Source organism: Actinomadura rupiterrae (assembly GCF_024172125.1).
Lineage (GTDB): Bacteria > Actinomycetota > Actinomycetes > Streptosporangiales > Streptosporangiaceae > Spirillospora > Spirillospora rupiterrae.
On record NZ_JAMZEA010000015.1, the window covers coordinates 155,526 to 174,639 of the forward strand.

The 19,114-nt window shown below is 69.8% G+C and carries 15 protein-coding genes; 9 read left to right on the forward strand and 6 right to left on the reverse strand.

From position 1 onward, the window contains the following. Positions 1 to 19: 19 nt before the first annotated feature. Positions 20 to 4,861 (reverse strand): type I polyketide synthase, encoded by a 4,842-nt coding sequence (locus FHU30_RS39935; RefSeq protein ID WP_253882911.1) that lies wholly within the window; start codon positions 4,859 to 4,861, stop codon positions 20 to 22. Between the two features lie 495 nt (positions 4,862 to 5,356). On the opposite strand from FHU30_RS39935, the gene cutA reads away from it, so the two are divergent. Next, positions 5,357 to 5,677 (forward strand): divalent-cation tolerance protein CutA, encoded by a 321-nt coding sequence (cutA, locus tag FHU30_RS39940; RefSeq protein WP_253882912.1) that lies wholly within the window; start codon positions 5,357 to 5,359, stop codon positions 5,675 to 5,677. A gap of 108 nt (positions 5,678 to 5,785) precedes the next feature. On the opposite strand, the gene FHU30_RS39945 is transcribed toward cutA, so the two are convergent. Both FHU30_RS39945 and FHU30_RS39950 read right to left on the reverse strand, forming a co-directional pair. Continuing rightward, positions 5,786 to 6,355, reverse strand: a complete 570-nt coding sequence (locus FHU30_RS39945; RefSeq protein WP_253882913.1) for a flavoprotein — start codon at positions 6,353 to 6,355, stop codon at positions 5,786 to 5,788. Next, the gene (locus FHU30_RS39950; protein ID WP_253882914.1) at positions 6,352 to 7,569 is read right to left on the reverse strand and encodes a helix-turn-helix domain-containing protein; all 1,218 of its coding nucleotides are present in this window, start codon (positions 7,567 to 7,569) and stop codon (positions 6,352 to 6,354) included. The genes FHU30_RS39945 and FHU30_RS39950 overlap by 4 nt, the downstream gene beginning before the upstream one ends. A gap of 161 nt (positions 7,570 to 7,730) precedes the next feature. Here FHU30_RS39950 and FHU30_RS39955 point away from each other — a divergent pair, with 161 nt between their 5' ends. From FHU30_RS39955 to FHU30_RS39965, 3 genes are all read left to right on the forward strand, one after another. Further along, positions 7,731 to 8,099, forward strand: a complete 369-nt coding sequence (locus tag FHU30_RS39955; RefSeq protein ID WP_253882915.1) for a hypothetical protein — start codon at positions 7,731 to 7,733, stop codon at positions 8,097 to 8,099. After that, positions 8,099 to 8,548, forward strand: coding sequence for a hypothetical protein (locus tag FHU30_RS39960; RefSeq protein WP_253882916.1), 450 nt, complete (start codon positions 8,099 to 8,101; stop codon positions 8,546 to 8,548). Before FHU30_RS39955 ends, FHU30_RS39960 begins: the two co-directional genes overlap by 1 nt. Positions 8,549 to 8,627: 79 nt before the next feature. Continuing rightward, entirely contained in the window at positions 8,628 to 9,002 is a 375-nt protein-coding gene (locus tag FHU30_RS39965) for a hypothetical protein (protein ID WP_253882917.1), read from the forward strand. 80 nt (positions 9,003 to 9,082) lie between these two features. Here the strand turns inward: FHU30_RS39965 and FHU30_RS39970 are convergent, their stop codons facing one another. Next, the gene (locus FHU30_RS39970) at positions 9,083 to 9,907 is read right to left on the reverse strand and encodes an NAD(P)H-binding protein (RefSeq protein ID WP_253882918.1); all 825 of its coding nucleotides are present in this window, start codon (positions 9,905 to 9,907) and stop codon (positions 9,083 to 9,085) included. Between the two features lie 113 nt (positions 9,908 to 10,020). Here FHU30_RS39970 and FHU30_RS39975 point away from each other — a divergent pair, with 113 nt between their 5' ends. From FHU30_RS39975 to FHU30_RS39985, 3 genes are all read left to right on the forward strand, one after another. Continuing rightward, positions 10,021 to 10,944 (forward strand): AraC family transcriptional regulator, encoded by a 924-nt coding sequence (locus FHU30_RS39975; protein ID WP_253882919.1) that lies wholly within the window; start codon positions 10,021 to 10,023, stop codon positions 10,942 to 10,944. Between the two features lie 127 nt (positions 10,945 to 11,071). After that, positions 11,072 to 11,386 (forward strand): putative quinol monooxygenase, encoded by a 315-nt coding sequence (locus tag FHU30_RS39980; RefSeq protein ID WP_253882920.1) that lies wholly within the window; start codon positions 11,072 to 11,074, stop codon positions 11,384 to 11,386. A gap of 133 nt (positions 11,387 to 11,519) precedes the next feature. Then, the gene (locus FHU30_RS39985; protein WP_253882921.1) at positions 11,520 to 12,185 is read left to right on the forward strand and encodes a nitroreductase; all 666 of its coding nucleotides are present in this window, start codon (positions 11,520 to 11,522) and stop codon (positions 12,183 to 12,185) included. A gap of 3 nt (positions 12,186 to 12,188) precedes the next feature. On the opposite strand, the gene FHU30_RS39990 is transcribed toward FHU30_RS39985, so the two are convergent. After that, complete coding sequence (locus FHU30_RS39990) at positions 12,189 to 12,365, reverse strand: hypothetical protein (protein ID WP_253882922.1); 177 nt, start codon at positions 12,363 to 12,365, stop codon at positions 12,189 to 12,191. Positions 12,366 to 12,667: 302 nt separating this feature from the next. On the opposite strand from FHU30_RS39990, the gene FHU30_RS39995 reads away from it, so the two are divergent. After that, a complete protein-coding gene (locus tag FHU30_RS39995) occupies positions 12,668 to 13,309 on the forward strand; it encodes a hypothetical protein (protein ID WP_253882923.1) in 642 nt (213 codons plus the stop codon). A 604-nt stretch (positions 13,310 to 13,913) separates the two neighbouring features. On the opposite strand, the gene FHU30_RS40000 is transcribed toward FHU30_RS39995, so the two are convergent. Continuing rightward, positions 13,914 to 16,652: a helix-turn-helix transcriptional regulator gene (locus FHU30_RS40000; RefSeq protein WP_253882924.1), complete on the reverse strand. Its 2,739-nt coding sequence runs from the start codon at positions 16,650 to 16,652 to the stop codon at positions 13,914 to 13,916. A gap of 1,348 nt (positions 16,653 to 18,000) precedes the next feature. Between FHU30_RS40000 and FHU30_RS40005 the strand changes: the two genes are divergently transcribed. After that, positions 18,001 to 18,792, forward strand: a complete 792-nt coding sequence (locus FHU30_RS40005; protein ID WP_253882925.1) for a thioesterase II family protein — start codon at positions 18,001 to 18,003, stop codon at positions 18,790 to 18,792. Positions 18,793 to 19,114 lie beyond the last annotated feature (322 nt).

Below are 19,114 nucleotides of genomic sequence, written 5' to 3' on the forward strand. Positions count from 1 at the left end.
CGTTGGGCGGGGCGGGCGGTCAGGAGAACCCGAGTTCCTTGTCCAGGGCGTCGAACAGCTCGCTGTCGGACGCGGACGTGAAGTCGGTCGCCGCCTCGGCGGTCGCGGCCTCGCGGGTGCGGCGCAGGACCGCCTCAAGGCGGGCCGTCACCCGGACGCGGGCGTCGTCGGATGCGTCGAGGCCGGTCAGGGCGGCCTCCAGGCGGTCCAGCTCGGCCAGCAGCGGCTCGGCCGGGTCGGTCTCCGCGGGCCGCAGCTCTTCGCTGAGGTGGACGGCGACGGCGCGCGCGGACGGGTGGTCGAACACCAGCGTCGCGGGCAGCTTCAGGCCGGTCTCGGCGTTCAGCGCGTTCCGCAGCTCGACGGCGGCGAGCGAGGTGAAGCCCATCTCGTTGAACGCGCGGTCGGGTTCGACCGCTGCCGCGCCTTCGTGTCCGAGGATGCGTGCCACGCGATCGCGGACGGTTTCCAGGAGGAGGCGTTCGCGTTCCGCGTCGGTCAGGCCGTCCAGACGGGCTTCCCAGGACACCGGGGCGTTCGTGCGTGTGCGCACGAGGCCGCTGAGCATCGGCGGGACGAGTCCGAGCTCGGCCTGGTCGCGCAGCGCGGCGAGGTCGAACCGTACCGGCACGGTCGCGGCGGGACGTCCGGGTTGTGTCGCGGCGTCGAAGAGGGCCAGGCCGTCCTCGGGGGTCAGCGGCGGCATGCCGGAGCGGGCGAGGCGCTGCACCTCGGCGTCGTCCATGCGGTCGGCCATGCCGCCGACCTGCGTCCACGGGCCCCAGCCGAGGGATAGCGCGGGCAGGCCCTGCGCGGCCCGGTTGCGGGCGAGCGCGTCCAGGTAGGCGTTGGCGGCGGCGTAATTGCCCTGGCCTGCGCCTCCAAGCGTGCCCGCGATGGACGAGAACAGGACGAAGGCCGTCAAGTTCTGGTTGCGGGTGAGTTCGTCGAGGTTGCGGGCGGCGTCCAGCTTGGGACGCAGGACGTTGTCGAGCCGCTCTTGCGTGAGCGCGCCGATGAGCGCGTCGTCCAGGACGCCCGCCGAGTGGATGACGCCGGTGAGCGTCCTGTTCTTGAGAAGGTTCTCTACCGCGCTGCGGTCGGCGACATCGCAGGCGGCGATCTCGACCGCTGCGCCTTGCTTTTTCAGTTCGGCGGCGAGTTCGGCGGCGCCTGGCGTGTCCATGCCGCGCCGGCTGGTCAGGAGGAGGTCGTGGACGCCGTGGTTCTCGACCAGGTGCCGGGCGACGAGGGCGCCGAGGCCGCTCGTCCCGCCAGTGATGAGGACTGTGCCGTCGGTGTTCCAGATCGGGGCGTTGGTGCTGGTGGCGGGTACGCGCGCGAGGCGCGGGACGCGGATCTCCCCGCCGCGAACGACCAGTTCCGGCTCGTCGTGATGCGCGATCTCGTCGGGGATGCTTTGCGTTTCGGCGTCCAGGTCGAGGAGGACGAAACGTCCGGGATGCTCGGCTTCAGCGGCCCTGACCAGACCGGGGACGGCCGCGTGGCCCAGATTGGAACCGTCGGTCGCGCCGTGCGTGACGATGACGAGCCGTTCGTCCTCGGGGCGGTCGGCGCCCAGCCAGCTCTGGATGGCCGTGAGAACGTCGTTGACGACTGCGCGGGCTGCCTGCGGAGTGTCGTCGCTCGGCTGCGGGCACTCGTAGACCACGCGCGGCCCGTGGTTCTCGCTGGTCGAGGTTGCTGCGACCCACTCAATGTGGAAGAGGGAATCGCGTCCGCCCGTTGCGGCGCGCAGCTCGTCCGGCGTGATCGGCCGGGTCTCCGCCGACTCGATCGACAGCGTGCCGTCCGCATTCAACTCAACGCCCTGCCAGGCGTGGGCAAGCGTGGCCGTGTCGTGTTCGTCAAGACCCGCAGCCTTGAGCAGGGCCGCGTATGAGTCTTCGTCGCGCGGGCTGTTCGTCGTGGCTTCGCCGGTCAGGACGGCTTCGGCGTGCTTGATCCAGGCCGTGTCGTCATTGCGGCGCGAGTGGACGCTGAGTGTGCCGTCCGTTTCGACTAGGACGCGGAGGCTCTGCGTTTCGTCGTCGGCGAGGATCAGCGGCGTGGCGACGTTGAGTTCGTCGACCCGTCCGCGGCCTGTCTGCTCGGCGCCGAACAAGGCGAGTTCGAGGAAAACCTCACCCGGCACGACGACCGCGCCGAAAGCGTCGTGCGCGGCGAGCCAGGGCTGAGCGTCCAGCGAGACGCGTCCGGTGAAGACCGTTCCCTTGTCGTCCGGCAGCTCGACCAGGGCGGTGAGCAGCGGATGCTCGACGGAGTCGGCGCCGGCGGCGGCCTTCGGCTGCTCCAGCAGCCAGTACCGCTTGCGCTGGAAGGGGTAGGTGGGCAGGTCTACGCGGCGTGCGCCGCGTCCATCGAAGACCTTGTTCCAGTCGACGTCCACGCCGTTGGCGAAGAGGAGTCCGATGGCCAGGAAGAGGCTCGCGATCTCGGGCTTCTCGCGGCGGAGGGACGCTGCCATCGTGCCGTCCGCGGTCTGCTGAGCCATCGCGGTCAGCACACCGTCCGGACCGATCTCCAGGAACCGGCTAACGCCCTCAGCGGCAAGCTGCTGGACGTCGTCGGCGAACCGGACAGCGTCGCGGACGTGCTTGACCCAGTACTCAGGCGTGGTGACGTCCTTGACGAGCCGGATCTCGGGCCCGTTGTAAGTGATCGACTCGGCGACCTTGCGGAAGTCGTCCAGCATCGGATCCATGAGCGGCGAGTGGAACGCATGCGAGACGCTCAAGCGCGTCTGCTTCCGATCGCCGAACTGTTGGGCGACCTTTGCGACCGCGTCCTCGGTACCCGAGATGACCAGCGAGGACGGGCTGTTCACGGCCGCGATGCTCACGTCGTTGTCGAGCAGCGGCGTGACCTCGTCCTCGGTCGCCTGGATCGCGACCATCGCACCGCCACCTGGTAGCGCCTGCATCAGACTGCCGCGCGCGGAGATGAGCTTCGCCGCGTCCTCAAGTGAGAACACCCCGGCCACATGCGCGGCCGCGACCTCGCCGATCGAGTGGCCGACAAGGAAGTCCGGACGAATCCCCCACGACTCCACCAGCCGGAACAACGCCACCTCAAGCGCGAAGATCGCAGGCTGGGTGAACTGCGTCTGGTTGAGGCGTTCTTCGTCGTCCCAGATCACGTCCTTCAGCGGAAGGTCGATCACTCCGCAGACCTCATCGAACGCCGACGCGAAGACCGGGAACGTCTCGTACAGCTCGCGCCCCATCCCGACGCGCTGGCTCCCTTGCCCGGTGAACAGGAAGGCGAGCTTACCCTCGGCGGCAACGCCGCTCACGCTCTCATCCCCGACGATGACCGCGCGATGTTCGAGCGCGGCCCGTCCGGTCGCCGCCGAGAACGCGACGTCCAGCGCGTCCCCTTGGGCGGCGGCCAGCCGGTCGATCTGGTCACGGATCGCTTCGGACGAGTGGGCGGACGCAACAAGCGGCACGACCGGCAGCTCTTTACGCTCGACCTCCTGCGCCTGCGCCTCGGGCGCCTCCTCAATGATCACGTGCGCATTAGTGCCGCTGATCCCGAAGGACGAGACGCCCGCCCGGCGCGGACGATCGCCACGCGGCCAGTCGCGCGCCTCGGTGAGTAGTTCGACAGCGCCCGAGTCCCAGTCGACCTGCGGGGATGGCTCGTCCGCGTAAAGGCTCTTGGGCAGGACGCCGTGACGCATCGACTGGACGACCTTGATGATGCCCGCGACACCGGCCGCGGCCTGCGTGTGCCCCATGTTCGACTTGATCGACCCGAGCCACAACGGCTCCTCGCGGTCGCGCCCATACGTGGCAAGCAGCGCCTGAGCCTCAATCGGGTCACCCAGCGTCGTCCCGGTGCCATGCGCTTCAACCGCGTCCACATCGGAGGGCGACAGACCCGCACTCTCCAGCGCCTGCCGAATAACGCGCCGCTGCGCGGGTCCGTTCGGCGCGGTAAGACCGTTGGACGCGCCATCCTGGTTCAACGCAGATCCACGAATGACCGCAAGCACTTGGTGCCCATTCCGCTGCGCGTCCGAAAGACGCTCAAGCAGCAGAACACCGGCCCCTTCCGAACACCCGACACCATCGGCCGCAGCAGAGAACGACTTGCAACGCCCGTCCATAGCAAGCCCGCGCTGCTCGCTGAAGTACACGAACATGTCTGGAGTCGTCATAACGGTGACCCCGCCCGCCAACGCCAGCGTGCACTCACCGTTCCGAAGCGCGTTCATGGCCATGTGAACGGCCACCAGCGAAGAGGAGCAAGCAGTGTCGACCGACACAGCGGGCCCCTCCAGCCCAAGCGTGTAGGCGACCCGCCCCGACACGATGCTGCCGGCGTTACTACCGTTGGCATAATCGTGGTACATCACGCCGGCGAACACACCGGTCTGCGTCCCCTTCAACGACAGCGGGTCGATACCGGCCCGCTCAGCCGCCTCCCAGGCCGTCTCCAACAGCAACCGCTGCTGCGGATCGGTTTCAATCGCCTCACGCGGGCTGATACCGAAGAACCCCGCGTCAAAGTCGGCCGCGTCATAGAGGAACCCGCCTTCCCGAGCCGCGCTCTTACCGGCCTTACCAGGCTCCGGGTCGTAGATCCCCTCCACGTCCCAGCCACGATCGGGCGGAAAGTCAGAGACAGCGTCCACGCCGTCCGCAACGAGCTGCCACAGATCCTCTGGCGACGCGACACCACCCGGATAGCGGCATGCCATGGAGACGATCGCGATGGGCTCACGCTCACGCTCCTCCATTTCGGCGATGCGCTTGCGGGCCGCGCGCAGATCCATCGTCGCGCGCTTGAGGTAATCGAGAAGCTTTTCCTCGTTGCGGTCCTCGCTGCCCACCAAAGCCACCCCGGTTGTGAAGAAATCGCCGAATGCGACACGGCGCCGTGTTCCGGGTTCACGCTACGGAGACCAACAAACCCCCCCAAGCCCCTAGCCGCCCCTAACGTCCCCCACCCGCCCAGGCGCCCCCAGCCCGTACAGGTCGACAACCACACGCCGACAGCCACGGGCCTGCCGTTCTATCGACGGCCTCGAACGCGCAAGCCGAGCTGACCTGACGACACCGGGCCATGAGGCCGTCAGCCCGATAGGACCATCAGCCCGCTGCCCGAACGGATGGCCGACCACTGCTGTTAGCGCACGGGTTCGGCCCGGCCACGCCTGCTGGTTTGGCTCATCCTCCTGGACGACCAGCCCGCGGCTCGCACAACGCCCCGAGCAAGCAGCGCTTGCAGTCTGGCTGGGTCATGGCGCCGAGGCACCGTGCCATGGAGTTACGCCATCAGGATGACGTCCCTTCCTCCGGCCTTGTCCACACCGTAGGGTCGCGCCATGACCGATGTCCTGCAGGTCTTGACCACTGCCGACAATCGCGAGACCGCTCTGCAGCTGCTGCAGTCGGCCGTGTCCGCCAAGCTTGCGGCCTCCGGTCAGGTCAGCGGCCCAGTCGCCTCCGCGTTCTGGCACCTGGGAGAACTCGGCAAGGGTGAGGAATGGGTACTCACCCTGCGCACCACACGGGACCGCTACGAAGAGCTGGAGCAGCACCTTATCGAGCATCATCCTTGGGACAACCCGGAAGTGACCTTCACTGTGATCGCGGGCGGCTCGGCGAGCTACATGAATTGGGTCAGGCAAGCGACGTCTGCCTAGCCCATCCAGGGCGTCGCAGAGGCCAAGGAACGTAAAGACGCCGGCCAAAGCCGAGACCGTGTGCAGGCAACCACGTGCGCCCCGACTTCGCGGTCCGGTTGCCATTGGTCAGCGCATCGAGGATGCGTTTCGGTGGGCTTGTTCAGCAGCGTCAAGTGCCAGGTTCCAGGGGTAGGAGTCGAGTCGAGAGCCGCCGGTGCCAGGTGGGTGGGGTTCGAACTCTCCCGGGCCGTAGAGCACGCGCACGCCCATGGCGCGCAGGTCGGAGATGCTGCGGGAGAGCGGCGGGTTGGCTGCGAGGGCGGAGTTGATGAAGGGCAGCACGACGGTCGGGACGCCGAGCGGGACGAGTTCGGCCAGCAGACCGAGGGGGTAGTTGTCGGCGATCCCCAGCGCCCACTTGTTGAGGGTGTTGTAGGTGGCGGGCGCAACGATGATGGCTTGAGCCTTGGGCAGACTTCCGGCCTCGCCGGGCTTGCGGTGGCGGGACCGGACGGGATGTCCGGTCAGATTTTCCAGCTCGGCAGCGTCCATGAAGTCAACGGCGTTGGGGCTGGGAATGACACAGACGTCCCAGCCGCGTTCTTGTGCTTGTGCGACGAGCCGCTCGACGTGGGAGGCGGGTCCGGCCGCGCAGACAATGACGTACAGGACGGGGCGGGAAGCTGTGTCGCTCACACCGGTAGTCCAGCGTGGACCGCCAGCTGTCGCAAGCGCGCCGAGCCGTGGATCTGGTCCCGTGACTCCCACAAGCCCGCGATCAACTCCTGGGCCAAGGGTCGGCGGCGGACTTCCTGGGGCGCGGTCTCGTCCGCCTCCCAGAGTGCCGTCACAGCCTGGTCGAGGTTGCCGCATCGTCTGTGCGCCTCGGCGAGATCGAGGAGGAAGTTGGCTTTGCGCTCGCGTGGCAGGCGGGCCAGCGCGTCCGCTTCGACGTGGCTCGCTGCGGCCAGGGCGGCCCTCCCGTCCCCGAACCGGACGAGCGCCGATACCCGATGCAACAGGACATTCGCCGTCCCGAACGCGGTGTTGCGGTCCTCGTAGCCCGGACCGAGTCTCTGTGCGATCGCCTCGGCTTTGGCGTGCATGGCGCGGGCGACGTCGGCGTCTCCGGCGCGGGCGGCCGCGATCTCGGCCGCGAGCCACACCATGCCGACCAACGACAACACGTCCGGCGAAGCGTCGCACAGCGTGGGTTCCAGCTCCGCCGCTGTCGCCCTGAGCTGGTCCAATGCCTCGGGCATGAGCCCGGTCGACATCAGCGCCCGGCCGACGCAACGGCCCGCCCGCGCGAGGGAGGCCGGGTCGCCGGCAAGGCGTGCGGCGGACATGGCACGGTCGGCGGCGAGCCACGCCAGGTCGTGGGCACCGAACTTGTGCAGGGTCGAAGCGGCCAACTTGTAGATCATGACCAGCAGGGCAGCCGCTTCGCGCCGCTGCTGCTCGTGCGTCTTGATCGCCCGCTGCCCGTCGTCGATGAGGCTCGGAAGAGTTCGCCCGACGACCGCGAAATCGGATGCCAAGAACGCTTCGAGGGCGTAAGAGACCTGTCCTGAGAGTCTGCCGAGGTCAGGCTGGTGATCGCGCTCCATCTGCGGCTGTGCGATGGGGTATCGGGCAAGCGCTGACTTGATCGCGTTGACCTCGGCCGCGTCCGGACGTCGGCGTGCTCGTTCGGCCTCGTCGTCGTCCACCAGGACACGCCATGAGACCTGGAGCGCGTCGGCGACGCGCTCGATCATCGGGAGGCGAACCAGGCTTCGCTCGCCTGCCTCGATCTTCTCGACCCAGCTGAGGGAACGGCCGATCTGGTCGGCGAAGTGCCGGCGCGTCATACCGCGCCGCTCGCGCCAATAGGCGACGCGACGTCCGATCTTCGTGTTGTCGGTCATCGGCGACAGAATCCCCGCCTGGCGGAAGCACGATCCACACAAATTGTACGGTCCCCGCCCTCACGGTCGCTCTAGCTTCGCCTTTGACGCAGAACAGCCGGCGCGCCTGCCTGGGCAGGTGACAGGCCGCGCTCCTCACTCGCAAACTCTGGAGGTTTCCGATGCGACGCCTGCGACGGCAGGAGGGGCGGCATGCGGCCGGTAGCGTGCCCGCCTCGGGCGATGCCTCGTCCACGGACGAGCCGAAGGAACGGACCGAGCGGATCACCACGCTCAGCGATCTGGCGGACGCCTGCCAGCTGGCCGGGATGCGCGTGGCGTGGGGGCCGTTGAGCGGCGGAGCGACGCGCCACGTCCGCGTGTGGGTGGTCGGGGCGACGCCGGTCGGGGTGCGCGCCGACTTCGTGGGCGGCGCATGGTTTTACGTCTGGCACACCGGTGCAGATGAAGGGCGCAGTATCGCCACCGCGGACGACGTGACCGTCACCGTGGACGTGATCCGGTACGTCCTGCACCGGCGGGTCATGTGATGGACGAGACCAGACGCGGGCAGGGTCCGTACGATCACTATGCCACCCCGCCCGAACTCGCGGAGATCGTCACGGATGCGGTGATCGAAGAGCACATGGGACGCGGAACCGTCACGGAAACGCTTGCGCTGGTGGCACTCAGGGCTCGACAGGAGTCCGACATCGCCCGCGAGCGGGTGTCGCTCGTCCACCGCGCGTACCGGGCCGCGATGGCGCGCGCCGGGAGCAACGAGCGATTCGCGAAGTACGTTGCGGGGCTCGCGGTAGCGATCCTCGAAGAACCCAAGCTGCTCGACATCCTCAATCTCGCGGACGTTGCGACGTGGGACAACCTTGCGCGGCTCGGCGACGCCCAGGACCAGCGCGAGAGCCGCGACCAGGGCGACAGGAGCAGGACATGCAGCCGAGCAAAGACATCGAGCAACGGGCCGACCGGTCCTCAGTCATGACCAACGCCGCGCCGCCGATGCTGGGCGACAGGCGCGCGGCGGAGCTCAGCCACCGCATTTCCGAACTTGAGGAGGTCGTATGACAACCCAGCAGAACGAGCACGGCCGCGTCTTCCGCGAGGCGTGGATTGCCGGAGTGCGGAAGCATTTCCCCGGGGAACCCAAGCCCGGCTACGTCGCCGACTGGGACGACACTCCAGACTGGGAGCGTCAGGCAGCCGGCGCGGTCTACAACCAAGTCGCCCATTTCGTGGAGATCGCCGATGGCGCGACCCGGCACCTGTCCCGGGAGCAGAAGGGGCGCTTCGTCGCGCTGTGCTGGATCGCCCAGATCCACAAGCACATCCCCAACCCCAAGCCGTCCTACGTCGCCGACTGGGACGACATGCCGTCATGGCAGCAGGAGACCGACAGCGACATCTTCGAGGAGATCGAGAGGCGCAACCGTCCCTAGCCGTCTGACTGGCCGTTCACGGCGGACTGATCCGCCAGCCCGACCTCGCGGGTCTGATGGGGCCTTGGTCCAGGGGCGGGTCATGCGGATTGCCAGGTGGGGGCGTGTTCGGTGGCGAAGGCGGTGAAGGTTCGGGCGGGGTGGGCGGTTAGGCGTTCGATGGTGTTGGTGATGGTGGCGTCGGAGCCGTCGCGGATTTGGGAGAAGAGGGCGGCTTGCCAGGTGATGGTGCGCTCGGGGGCTCCGGCGGCGCGCATTGCTTCGGTGTGGGCGGACGGGTCTAGAGGGACGTAGCGCAGGTCGCGGTCGGCGACTTTGCTCAGGATTTCCAGGGCCTCGGTGTGGGTGAGGGCCTCGGGGCCGGTGAGTTCGTATGTCTGGCCCGAGTGGCCGTCCGAGGTGAGGGCTATGGCGGCGACCTCCGCGATATCGCGGGTGTCGACGAAGCTCACTGCGGCGTCCCCGGCCGGGAGTTCCAGCGTTCCGTTCTGGAGGGCCGGTAGGAAGCCTTCGGCGAAGTTCTGCTGGAACCAGTTCGGGCGCAGGATGGTCCATTCCTTCCCGGAGTTCTGGACGTCTCGCTCCCAGCCGGCCATTGGGACTATGGAAGGCAGTTTGTCCGCGCCGATTACCGATAGGAGGACGATCCGGCGGACGTTGGTTGCGGTCGCCAGCAGGTCGCGCAGCAGGACGTCCGCGTCGGGCTGGGCGTACGGGCCGACGATGTAGAGGGCGTCGGCGCCCTCTAGGGCGGGCTTCCAGGTGGTGCGGTCGGCCCAGTCGAAGCGGACTCCGTCGGGCGACGGGTTGCGGATCGCCGCGAGCGCTTCGGCGCCGCGTGCCGTCAGCGCGTCCATCACGGCCCGGCCCGTCTTGCCGGTCGCTCCGATCACCAGAACCTTCATCTCAGGCACTCCCTCTGTTTGCTGACGTGGATGAGATTAGGGCTCTGTAGCCGGACGATGAATGCTGCAAGATCCGGATTTCATGTCTGTGCGTCCGGCGTTAGGGTCTGGGCATGGATGTCCTGGCCGATGCTCTGGCCGCCATGCGCGCCGGTCCCGTCCGGTCTGCTCGTACCGAGGTCAGGGGGCCGTGGGGGCTGCGCTTCCCTGCTATCACCGGGGCGAGTTTCCACGTTGTCCTTCAGGGCTCCTGCTGGCTGCTCCCGGACGGTGGCGGGGAACCGTTGCAGCTCGGTACCGGGCATGCGGTGTTTCTCCGCCACGGCAGTGCGCACGTCCTCGCGGACGATCCGGCCACGCCGCCCGTTGACTTCCGGCCGGGCCGTTGGAAGCCGGGCACGACGATCGGACGGGTGGAGATCGACGGTCCCGGAGAGCGTGCGCTGCTGTTGTGTGGGGCGTATCAGCTCGGTCGCAGCCGTCCGCATCCGCTGACCCGCGAGCTCCCCGACGTCCTGCACGTGCCACCGGGGCAGCGCGCGCTCGGGTCCACCATCGACCTGCTCAGCGGCGAGTTGGAGGACTACCGCCCCGGACGGGACGGGATCGTGCCCGCGCTCGTCGACGCGATGCTGCTCTACATCCTGCGGGCCTGGGCGGACGAGCGCGCCGGAGCAGCCCCGGGCGGGTGGGCGTCCGCCATCACCGATCCGGCTATCAGCGCCGCATTGGCCGCGCTCCACGAGGAACCTGGGCGGCTGTGGACAGTGCAGGAACTCGGCTCGCGCGCCGGTTTGTCGCGGTCGGCGTTCGCCGAGCGGTTCACCGGGCTGGTGGGCGAACCACCGCTGACCTACCTCACGTGGTGGCGCATGACGACGGCCGCGCGCCTGCTGCTGGAATCCGATGCTCCGCTCAGTGCCGTGGCAGCGCAGGTCGGCTACCAGTCGGAGTTCGCGTTCGCCAAGGCATTCAAGCGCGAGTACGGCCTGGCACCCGGCCGCTATCGCCGCGCCGAGCGCTCCCAGGCCGGCTAGGGCAGCAGCCACGAGGCCCACACCAGACGAGCCCGTGGCGTGTGCTTTGGATCGTCGATTCCAAGAGTGTGCTGACCTGGGAGGCGAACGTGCCCCAAGCCGCTCGCACTCAAGAACGGAAGATGACATGGCGCTCCAGGACCAACCCGCCTACATCATCAGGATGCGCGCCAAGCCCGGACTCGGCGACAGGCTGTTCGAGCTGGCGACCGCCGGCATGGAGAAATCCGGCGCGTCGGACCGCTACATCATCGCCCGCGAGGACGACGACCCCGACGTTCTCTGGAACGTCGAGGTCTTCATCTCTGACGAGGCCAAGGACGCCTACGAGAGCGGCCCCCTGGCCGACGAACTCCGCGACGAGATCATCGGCCTGCTCGCCGAACCTCCGATGCGCATCCCCGTCCACCCCTACTCCGCCCTGCCCGCCACCACGACCTGAGACGTCGCGCTTCTGCCGGTCGATCCTCATCTTCACCGACTCGGCATGAGATGCGACAAGAGTCACCGCTTGCCACCTGGAGGCTTTGAGGCGGTAGAGAATTCCTTGTCGTTGAGTGCGAGGGTGGGAAGACGTGGACGTGTATGAAGCCGTGGACAGTCGGCGGGCCGTGCGGGCGTTCAGCGACAAGGCGGTGCCTCATGAGACGCTCGAACGTGTGCTGGGCGCGGCGGCCAGGGCGCCGTCCAGCGGGAACCTTCAGCCGTGGCGTGTGTACGTCGTCACCGGTGAGCCCTTGGTCGAATTGAAGAGGCGCGCGACGGCCCGGGCGTTTGCCGGGGATCCGGGTGATGAGCGCGAGTATCCGATGTATCCGGCCGAATTGACGTCGCCGTATCTGGATCGGTTTGGCGCTGCTGCGGCTCAGCGGTACGCGGCGTTGGGAATCGAGCGGGACGACCCGGAACGGCCCAAGAAGATCGCGGCATTGAACTCTGACGCGTTCGGCGCGCCGGTCGTCCTGTTCTGCTATCTCGACCAGGCGATGGGGCCCGGGCAGTGGGCGGACGCGGGGATGTATCTGCAAACCGTCATGCTGCTGCTGAGAGCCGAAGGTCTGCACACCTGCCCGCAGGTGATGTGGACGATGTACCGCAAGACCGTCAGCCAGATCGTCGGAGCGGAGGAAGGGGAGCAGCTGCTCTGCGGCGTCTCCATCGGGTTCGAGGACGAAGAGGTGCCGCCTCTGCGTACTGAGCGGGCCGCCATGGCGGAAACCGTGACCTTCGTCGGCGCCTGATCCTCACTCGACACGTCCGCCCATTCGGATGTCGAGCCAGGTCAAGAGGGAGGTCGGGACGAAAACCAGAAGGCCGGACGCGCAGAGGACCAGGACGACCGCGTCGGCGGAGGCCGTCGAGGCAGGGCCCGCCAGATCGGCGACCGCGGCCGCGATCCCGCCCAGGCAGAAGACGGTCATGAGCGGAAGGACCACGGCGCCGAGGCGGTCGCGACGCCGGGCTTCGCGATGCGTCTGCGCTTGGAGTTCGTCCCGGCGGGCTACCAGTTCGTCGAGCTGTTCACGGAGCAGCCGTCCGGCCGGGTCCCGCGGAAGCTCGTCATTTATGATCCCTCCGGGTGATGCATATGGGAGCTTTGCGGCGAGCGACGGGGGTTTCGGTACTCGCGTTAGCGGTTGCGAGTTGCGGCCACACCCATGCGAAACAGCAGACGACGGAAAAGGTCACCTGGCGGACGTTCGGGATCACTGACGCGGCGCAGGTGCGGAGCGAGCAAGGCGGGCAGATGCTCGCCGTGGACTTCGAGGTGCCCGCAGGACGCGATTGCTACCGCAACCCGCAGGCCGCCGTCATCCAGTCCGAAGCCAAGTTCGTCCGGGTGAACGTGCTGTACCAGTCCCTGGAGGACGACTCGGGGCGTCCGATCAAGGGGTGCCGGGCGATCGGGGTTCCGCCGAAGGCGTTGGCCACGGCAAGAGCGAAGCTGCCCGCCGTCCTCGGGAAACGGACGGTCGTCATCGGTGACAGCAGCGAGCACCAATATGCGGTGGCCTCGGCAGGCGACGGGCCGTTGCGGCGGTGCGGGTCTGACGGGTGCTTCCCGGCTCCGACCGGATGTACGACCTCTTCGTACGAGCAAACCGTGAAGCATGAGGACATTCCGCGGCACACCTGGTGGGACGCGCACTGCGAGGGCTACTGGCTCGTGATCGACTTCAGCATGCCGACCGGGCCCGTGTGCGGCGACCCCGGCACGTGCGACTCCCACCCCATCGGAAAGCGGACGTTCTACCGGTACAGCCCGGCGGGCTGGCTCGCCATCGCGTCCAGTAAGGGCAAGGACTGCGGCAACGTGCTCCAAGTGGAGCCCCGCTTTCCGCGTCGCCTCTGCGCAGCGCGATAGCCAGGTCCATCCCGCGCACAACAGCCCCGGCCCGCACGCAACAGGCCGGGGCCGCACGCAACAGGCTGGGGCCGCGGGCAGCTCGTGCAACAGGCCGGGGCCGCGCGCAACAGAACCAGGGCCGCACGCAACTCGCGCAACAGGGCCGAGGCCACGCGCAACTCGCGCAACAGGCCGGGGCCGCGCGCAACAGAACCAGGGCGCGCGCAGCTCGTGCAACAGGCTGGGGCCGCGCGCAACTCACGCAACGGGGCCGAGGCCACGCAACTCGCGCAACAGGCCGGGCGGCACGCAGCAGGGCCAGAGCGAGCGCAGCTCGTGCAACAGGCCGGGGCCGCGCGCAACAGGCTGGGGTCGCGCGCAGCTCGTGCAACAGGCCGGGGCCGCACGCAACAGGCTGGGGTCGCGCGCAACTCACGCAACGGGGCCGGGGCCGCGCGCAACTCGGGCAACAGGCTGGGGCCGCGCGCAACAGGGCTGGGCCGCGCGCAATCGGGTCTTGCCGTGCGCGGCGGGGGCGCTGTGGCGGCATGAAGGGGCCCCTGGCCCGGCGGGGGAAGGATGCGGGCAGGGGCTGGGTGCGGGGCGCGGGGTTGGGAGTCGGTCAGACGGCCTCCAGGCCGTCCAGGCGGAGGACGGTGGGGAGTTCCTCGCGGTTGCGGACGTTCATCTTGCGGTAGACGCGGGTGAGGTGCTGCTCGACGGTGCTGACGGTGATGAAGAGCTTGCCGGCGATCTCGCGGTTGGTGAGGCCCTGGACGGCCAGGAGCGCCACGCGGCGTTCGGAGTCGCTGAGGTTGCCGTAGGCGTCGTTGTACTGCATGGGGATGACGCTGCCTCCCGGTGGGCGGGTGGCGGGGCTGTACAGGGCGGGTGCCTCCTCGTAGAGGTCGTGGGCGTTGCAGTTCTTGGCCAGGCGGCGGGCGCGGCGCGTCGCGGTCTGCGCGCGGGCGCGGTCGCCCTGCTGGTGGTAGGCCTCGCCGAGGTCGGTGAGGACGCGGGCCAGCTCGTAGCGGGCGCCGCCGCGCTCCAGGAGCTTCTGGGAGCGGGACAGGATCGCGGGCCGCTTGTCGGGGGCGCTGACGGCGGCCAGCACCCGGAGGGTCTTGCCGAAGGCGCGGGGCAGGTCGGCGCGGAACTGGCCGAGCTGCTCGGTGACCAGGTCGGCGGCGCGGTCCCGGTCGCCGATCTTCAGCCAGGCCTCGGCGGCGGCGACGCGCCAGGGGGCGAGCGCCGGGGTGTCGATGTTCCAGTGCAGCATGTGCTCGCCGCAGGCCATGAAGTCGGCGAGCGCGGCGTGCTCGCGGTCGGTCGCCAGGTGGTGGCGGCCGCGCGCGTACAGGTAGTGCAGGCCGACGGTGGTCTTGAAGACCTCGGCCGGGACGGGGTCGGCGAACAGCTCGGCCGCCGCGGCGTGGTCGCCGAGCGCGGTGAGCGCCTCGGCGAGCGTCGCGACCGCGAGGACGGACGTGGCGTTCCAGCCGTTGCGTCCGACCTGGTCCAGGACGCGGCGGGAGCGCTCGACGGCGGTGTCCAGGTGGCCGGTGCGCAGCGCGATGACGGCGCTGAACCCGGTGAGGAACGCCCGCCACGCGCCGGACCTGCCGTCCGAGCCGTCCGGGGCGCCGGTCTCGGCGAGGAACCGGTCGCACCACGCGGCGGCCGACTCCAGCCGGTCGGTGTAGACCAGGCTGAGGATGGCCGGGCCGATCGCCATCAGCGCGCCGACGCTGGCGCGGCTGCCGAGCAGCACCTGCTCCGCCTGGGCGATCGTGTGGTCGTCGGCGGACTGCCGCAGCACCGCCGAGAGGATCTCCAGCGACCGCAGCTCCGGCACCACCATCGACGGCGGGCGGTCCCCGGTGGCCGGGCAGGACGTGCGCAGCCGCGGCAGGACGCCGGGGAACATCGTGTCGAGGCTGAGCCGGGTGACCTGGTAGGCCTCGGCGACCGAGCCCAGCACCTCCGGGTCGCCGGCGACGCGTTCGATCGCCTCGGTCGCCTCGTCGAAGCGCAGGAACCACAGCATCGCCTGCGCGACGTCCAGCGCGCATTCGGGACGGACGCGTCCGGCCGCGATCGGCGCCCGCAGCGCCGCGAACGACGGCGCCGAGGTCGCCGGTTTGACCAGCCAGCGGACGGCCGCGAGCCGCGCCTTGGCCGAGTACCGCTCGGTCTCGGACGTGCAGGACTCCCCGGCGATCTGCAGGCAGCGGATCGCGCGCGCCACGTCGTCGTCGACGAGCGCGTGCCAGGCCGCCTCGGACAGGACGGGCGGCACCCAGTCCTCACGCACCGGTCCGGCCACCAGCAGGTGCCGCGCGATGGCCTGCGCGGGCGCGCCCTCATCGTGCAGCAGGCACGCGGCGCGGCGGCGCAGCCCGGCCTCCTGGCCGGCGGGCAGGCCGTCCAGGATCGCCTGCCGCGCGGCCGGGTGCCGGAACCGCGTCCCGTCCAGGACGCCGACGTCGGTGAGGTACTGCAGCGCGCGCCGGACCATGCCGCTGCCGACCTCGCTGAGCCGGCCCAGCAGGTGCGGGTCGACCGGGTCGTCCAGCAGCGCGAGGTCGCGGGCGATGCGGCCGACGAGCGGTCCCATCCGGTGCAGGCAGACCAGCAGCGCCTGCGCGTACGCGGGCCCGGCGTGCGTGCCGGGCTCGGCGCCGAGCGGGTCGTTGTCGGCCAGCAGGGCGGTGGCGAGCAGCGGGTTGCCGCCGCTCAGCGCGTGGTAGGCGTCCGCCGCCGTGTCGGCCGCGGCCCGGCCGTGCACGTCGCGGACGAGGCGGCGGGTGCCGTCCGGCGACAGCGGCCGCAGGTGCAACCAGCGGACGTTCGGACGGTAGATGAGTTCGCGCAGCGTGGCCGACTGGTCCTCGCCGAGCTGCTGCTCCCAGGACAGCACGATCGCGACGCGCTCGGCGCCGAGCCGGTGCGTCAGGTAGCGCAGGCAGCGCAGCGACTCCTCGTCGGCGTGCTGCAGGTCGTCCACGACCAGCAGCACCGGGGAGCGGGCCGCCAGTTCGGTGACGGCGGCGTGCAGGCGACGGGCCGGTTCGGCGGCCCCCGCCGCCGTGCCGTCCGCGTCCGCGTCCGCCGCCAGGCCGTCCGGGTCGAGCAGCTGGCCGACCGTGCTGAGCGGGCGCAGCCGCTCGCCGCTCGCCGCGGTGGCGCTCAGCACCGCCGTCCCCGCCTCCGCCGCGCGCTCGGCGAGCTCCCTGAGCAGCGCGGTCTTCCCCGTCGCCGTCGGGCCGCCGAGCACGGCGACGACGGCCTCCCCACGAGCGGCCCCGGCTAGCAGGCCGTCCAGGCGATCCTGCACGCTCTCGCGCTCGATCAATGACACCGTGACTTCCCCCGTTCGGATGTGGGGTCCGACCGGCCAATCCCCGAGCGCGTCCCACCGCGCCGAGTTGTGGCCGGAATCGGCCATTCTCCTACCCCATTCGGAGATGGCTTCTTGCTACGGCCGATCACTTCGTGCGCCCCCGCCGAAGTGCCCCAGCCCCAGAGAAGATATGCACAACCCCCACATCACGGTCAAGCCACATCTTCGGACGATCTGCCGCACCTCCGCGGACGCTCCCGATCGCCACACCCGTTGACCTGCACCGATGCTGTCCTCACCCGGCCGGGACGAGAATTCCTCCCGGAAACCCCGAGGCCGGAGGGGGCCCGTTAACACGGCGTGCACACATCCGACATGACTCGCGAGTAACCGACTACTCCACGTGGGAGAAGTCACGAATCGGAGCACTCCCACCGCCGGGAAGGACCGGACGAACGGGCCGCTACGGCAATTCCGACGCCGTCCGGACATTGATCCGTCAGACCGGCGGATTTTCCCCTCCGGCCACCCACGCATTCATCTGTCGCAGGACGAATACGTTCCGCGTTGTATCGGACACCTCACACACCGTTTCCGGCCTTGTGAAAGCGGCCACACCCCGTCCACCTAGGGGCGATTAGGGGTTGGGGCCACCCCCGCGCGGTCAGCAGTATGGCCCGGAATGCCCGGACGACCGCCGCTCCAGAACAGCTCAAGCCCGCCACCCCACGATGACCGGGACAACAGAAGCCGACAACAAGACTCCCGACGCGGCACCGCCGGGGTCCCACCGCGACTCCGGACGCCGCGGACCTCCGGACACGGCGGGCCTCCGGACACGGCGGGCCTCCGGACACGGCGGGCCTCCGGACACGGCGGGCCTCCGGACACGGCGGGCCTCCGGACACGGCGGGCCTCCGGACACGGCGGGCCTCCGGACGACGACGAGACCCCGGACGTGGCGGGCCCCGGACATGGCAGGACCCCGGACACACCGGGACCGCCGCGACGGGAGCCCGACACGCCGGGACCCGAATACGGCGGGAGCCCGAACACGCCGGGACCGCCGCGACGGAAGTCCGGGCCCGGCGGGAACGCCACGACGAAAGTCCGGGCCCGGCGGGAACGCCACGACGAAAGTCCGGGCACGGCAGGAACGCCACGACGAAAGTCCGGGCACGGCAGGAACGCAACATCGGGCACCCGGACGTCGGGGGCCCGGACACGGCAGGCCCGCCGTGGCAGGCCCGCCGTGGCAGGCCCGCTGTGGCAAGGGCCGCTGTGGCAAGGGCCGCTGTGGCAAGGGGCGCTGTGGCAAGGGCCGCAGCGGCAAAGGCGAGGAATACGAGGTAGGAGGCCGAACGGCATGACGGAGACGATCGCTATTGGGCGGGGGTCCGAGAGCGACACCTGGATCCGCCGCTTCCACCCGGCGCCGGACGCCGCGCTGCGCCTGGTGTGCTTCCCACACGCCGGCGGCTCGGCGAGCTTCTACTTCCCGGTATCGAACGCGCTGCGCCGGTCGGCGTCCCTCGCCGGACGCGTCGAGGTGCTGGCCGTCCAGTACCCCGGACGGCAGGACCGCCGCACCGACCCGCCGATCACCGACCTGAACGAGCTGGCCGACCACGTCGCCCGCGCGCTCGCCCCGCACGCCGACCGCCCGCTGATGTTCTTCGGGCACAGCATGGGCGCGTCCATCGCGTTCGAGACGGCGCGGCGGCTGGAGGCGAAGGGGTCGGCGCCGGTCGCGGTCGTGGCGTCCGGGCGGCGCGCGCCGTCGCGGCACCGTGCAGAGTCGGTACACCGGCGCGACGACGCGGGTGTGATCGCGGAGCTGCGCGCGCTCAGCGGCACCGACCCGAGCCTGCTGGAGGACGAGGAGCTGCTGCGGCTGTTCCTCCCGGCCGTCCGCGCCGACTACACGGCGATCGAGACCTACCGCGCCGAGCCCGACGCGACGGTCTCCTGCCCCATCACGGTGTTCACCGGCGACGCCGACCCGCACGTCACCCTGGACGAGGCGGAGGCGTGGCGCGGCCACACCACCGGCGCGTTCGAGCTGCGCGTGTTCGAGGGCGGCCACTTCTACCTGAGCACCTCCCCCGCCCTCACGATCGAACGCCTCAGCGAGATCCTGCAGCGGCACGTCCGCTGACCCGCCGCGCAGGGCGAACGCCGCTCCGAAGCAGATCGTCCGCTACAAAACTGGATCGTCCGCTACGGAACGAACCGTTTCAGCGACGGCCCCGCCGCCGCGAGCAGCGCGCTTGTCTCGGCCATCAGATCGGCGGCGGTCGCAGCGACGACCATGCGAACGGATGGCGCCCGCCGCCCCCGAGGGGGCGGCGGGCGCCATCCGTTCGCGGTGACTTCACCAAGGGGCGGCCGAGTCCGTTCGCGGTACTTCACGGGGCGGCGGCCGGGACCGTTCGCGGTACTTCGCCAGGCGGCGGGCGTCGTCCGTTCGTGGTTACGTC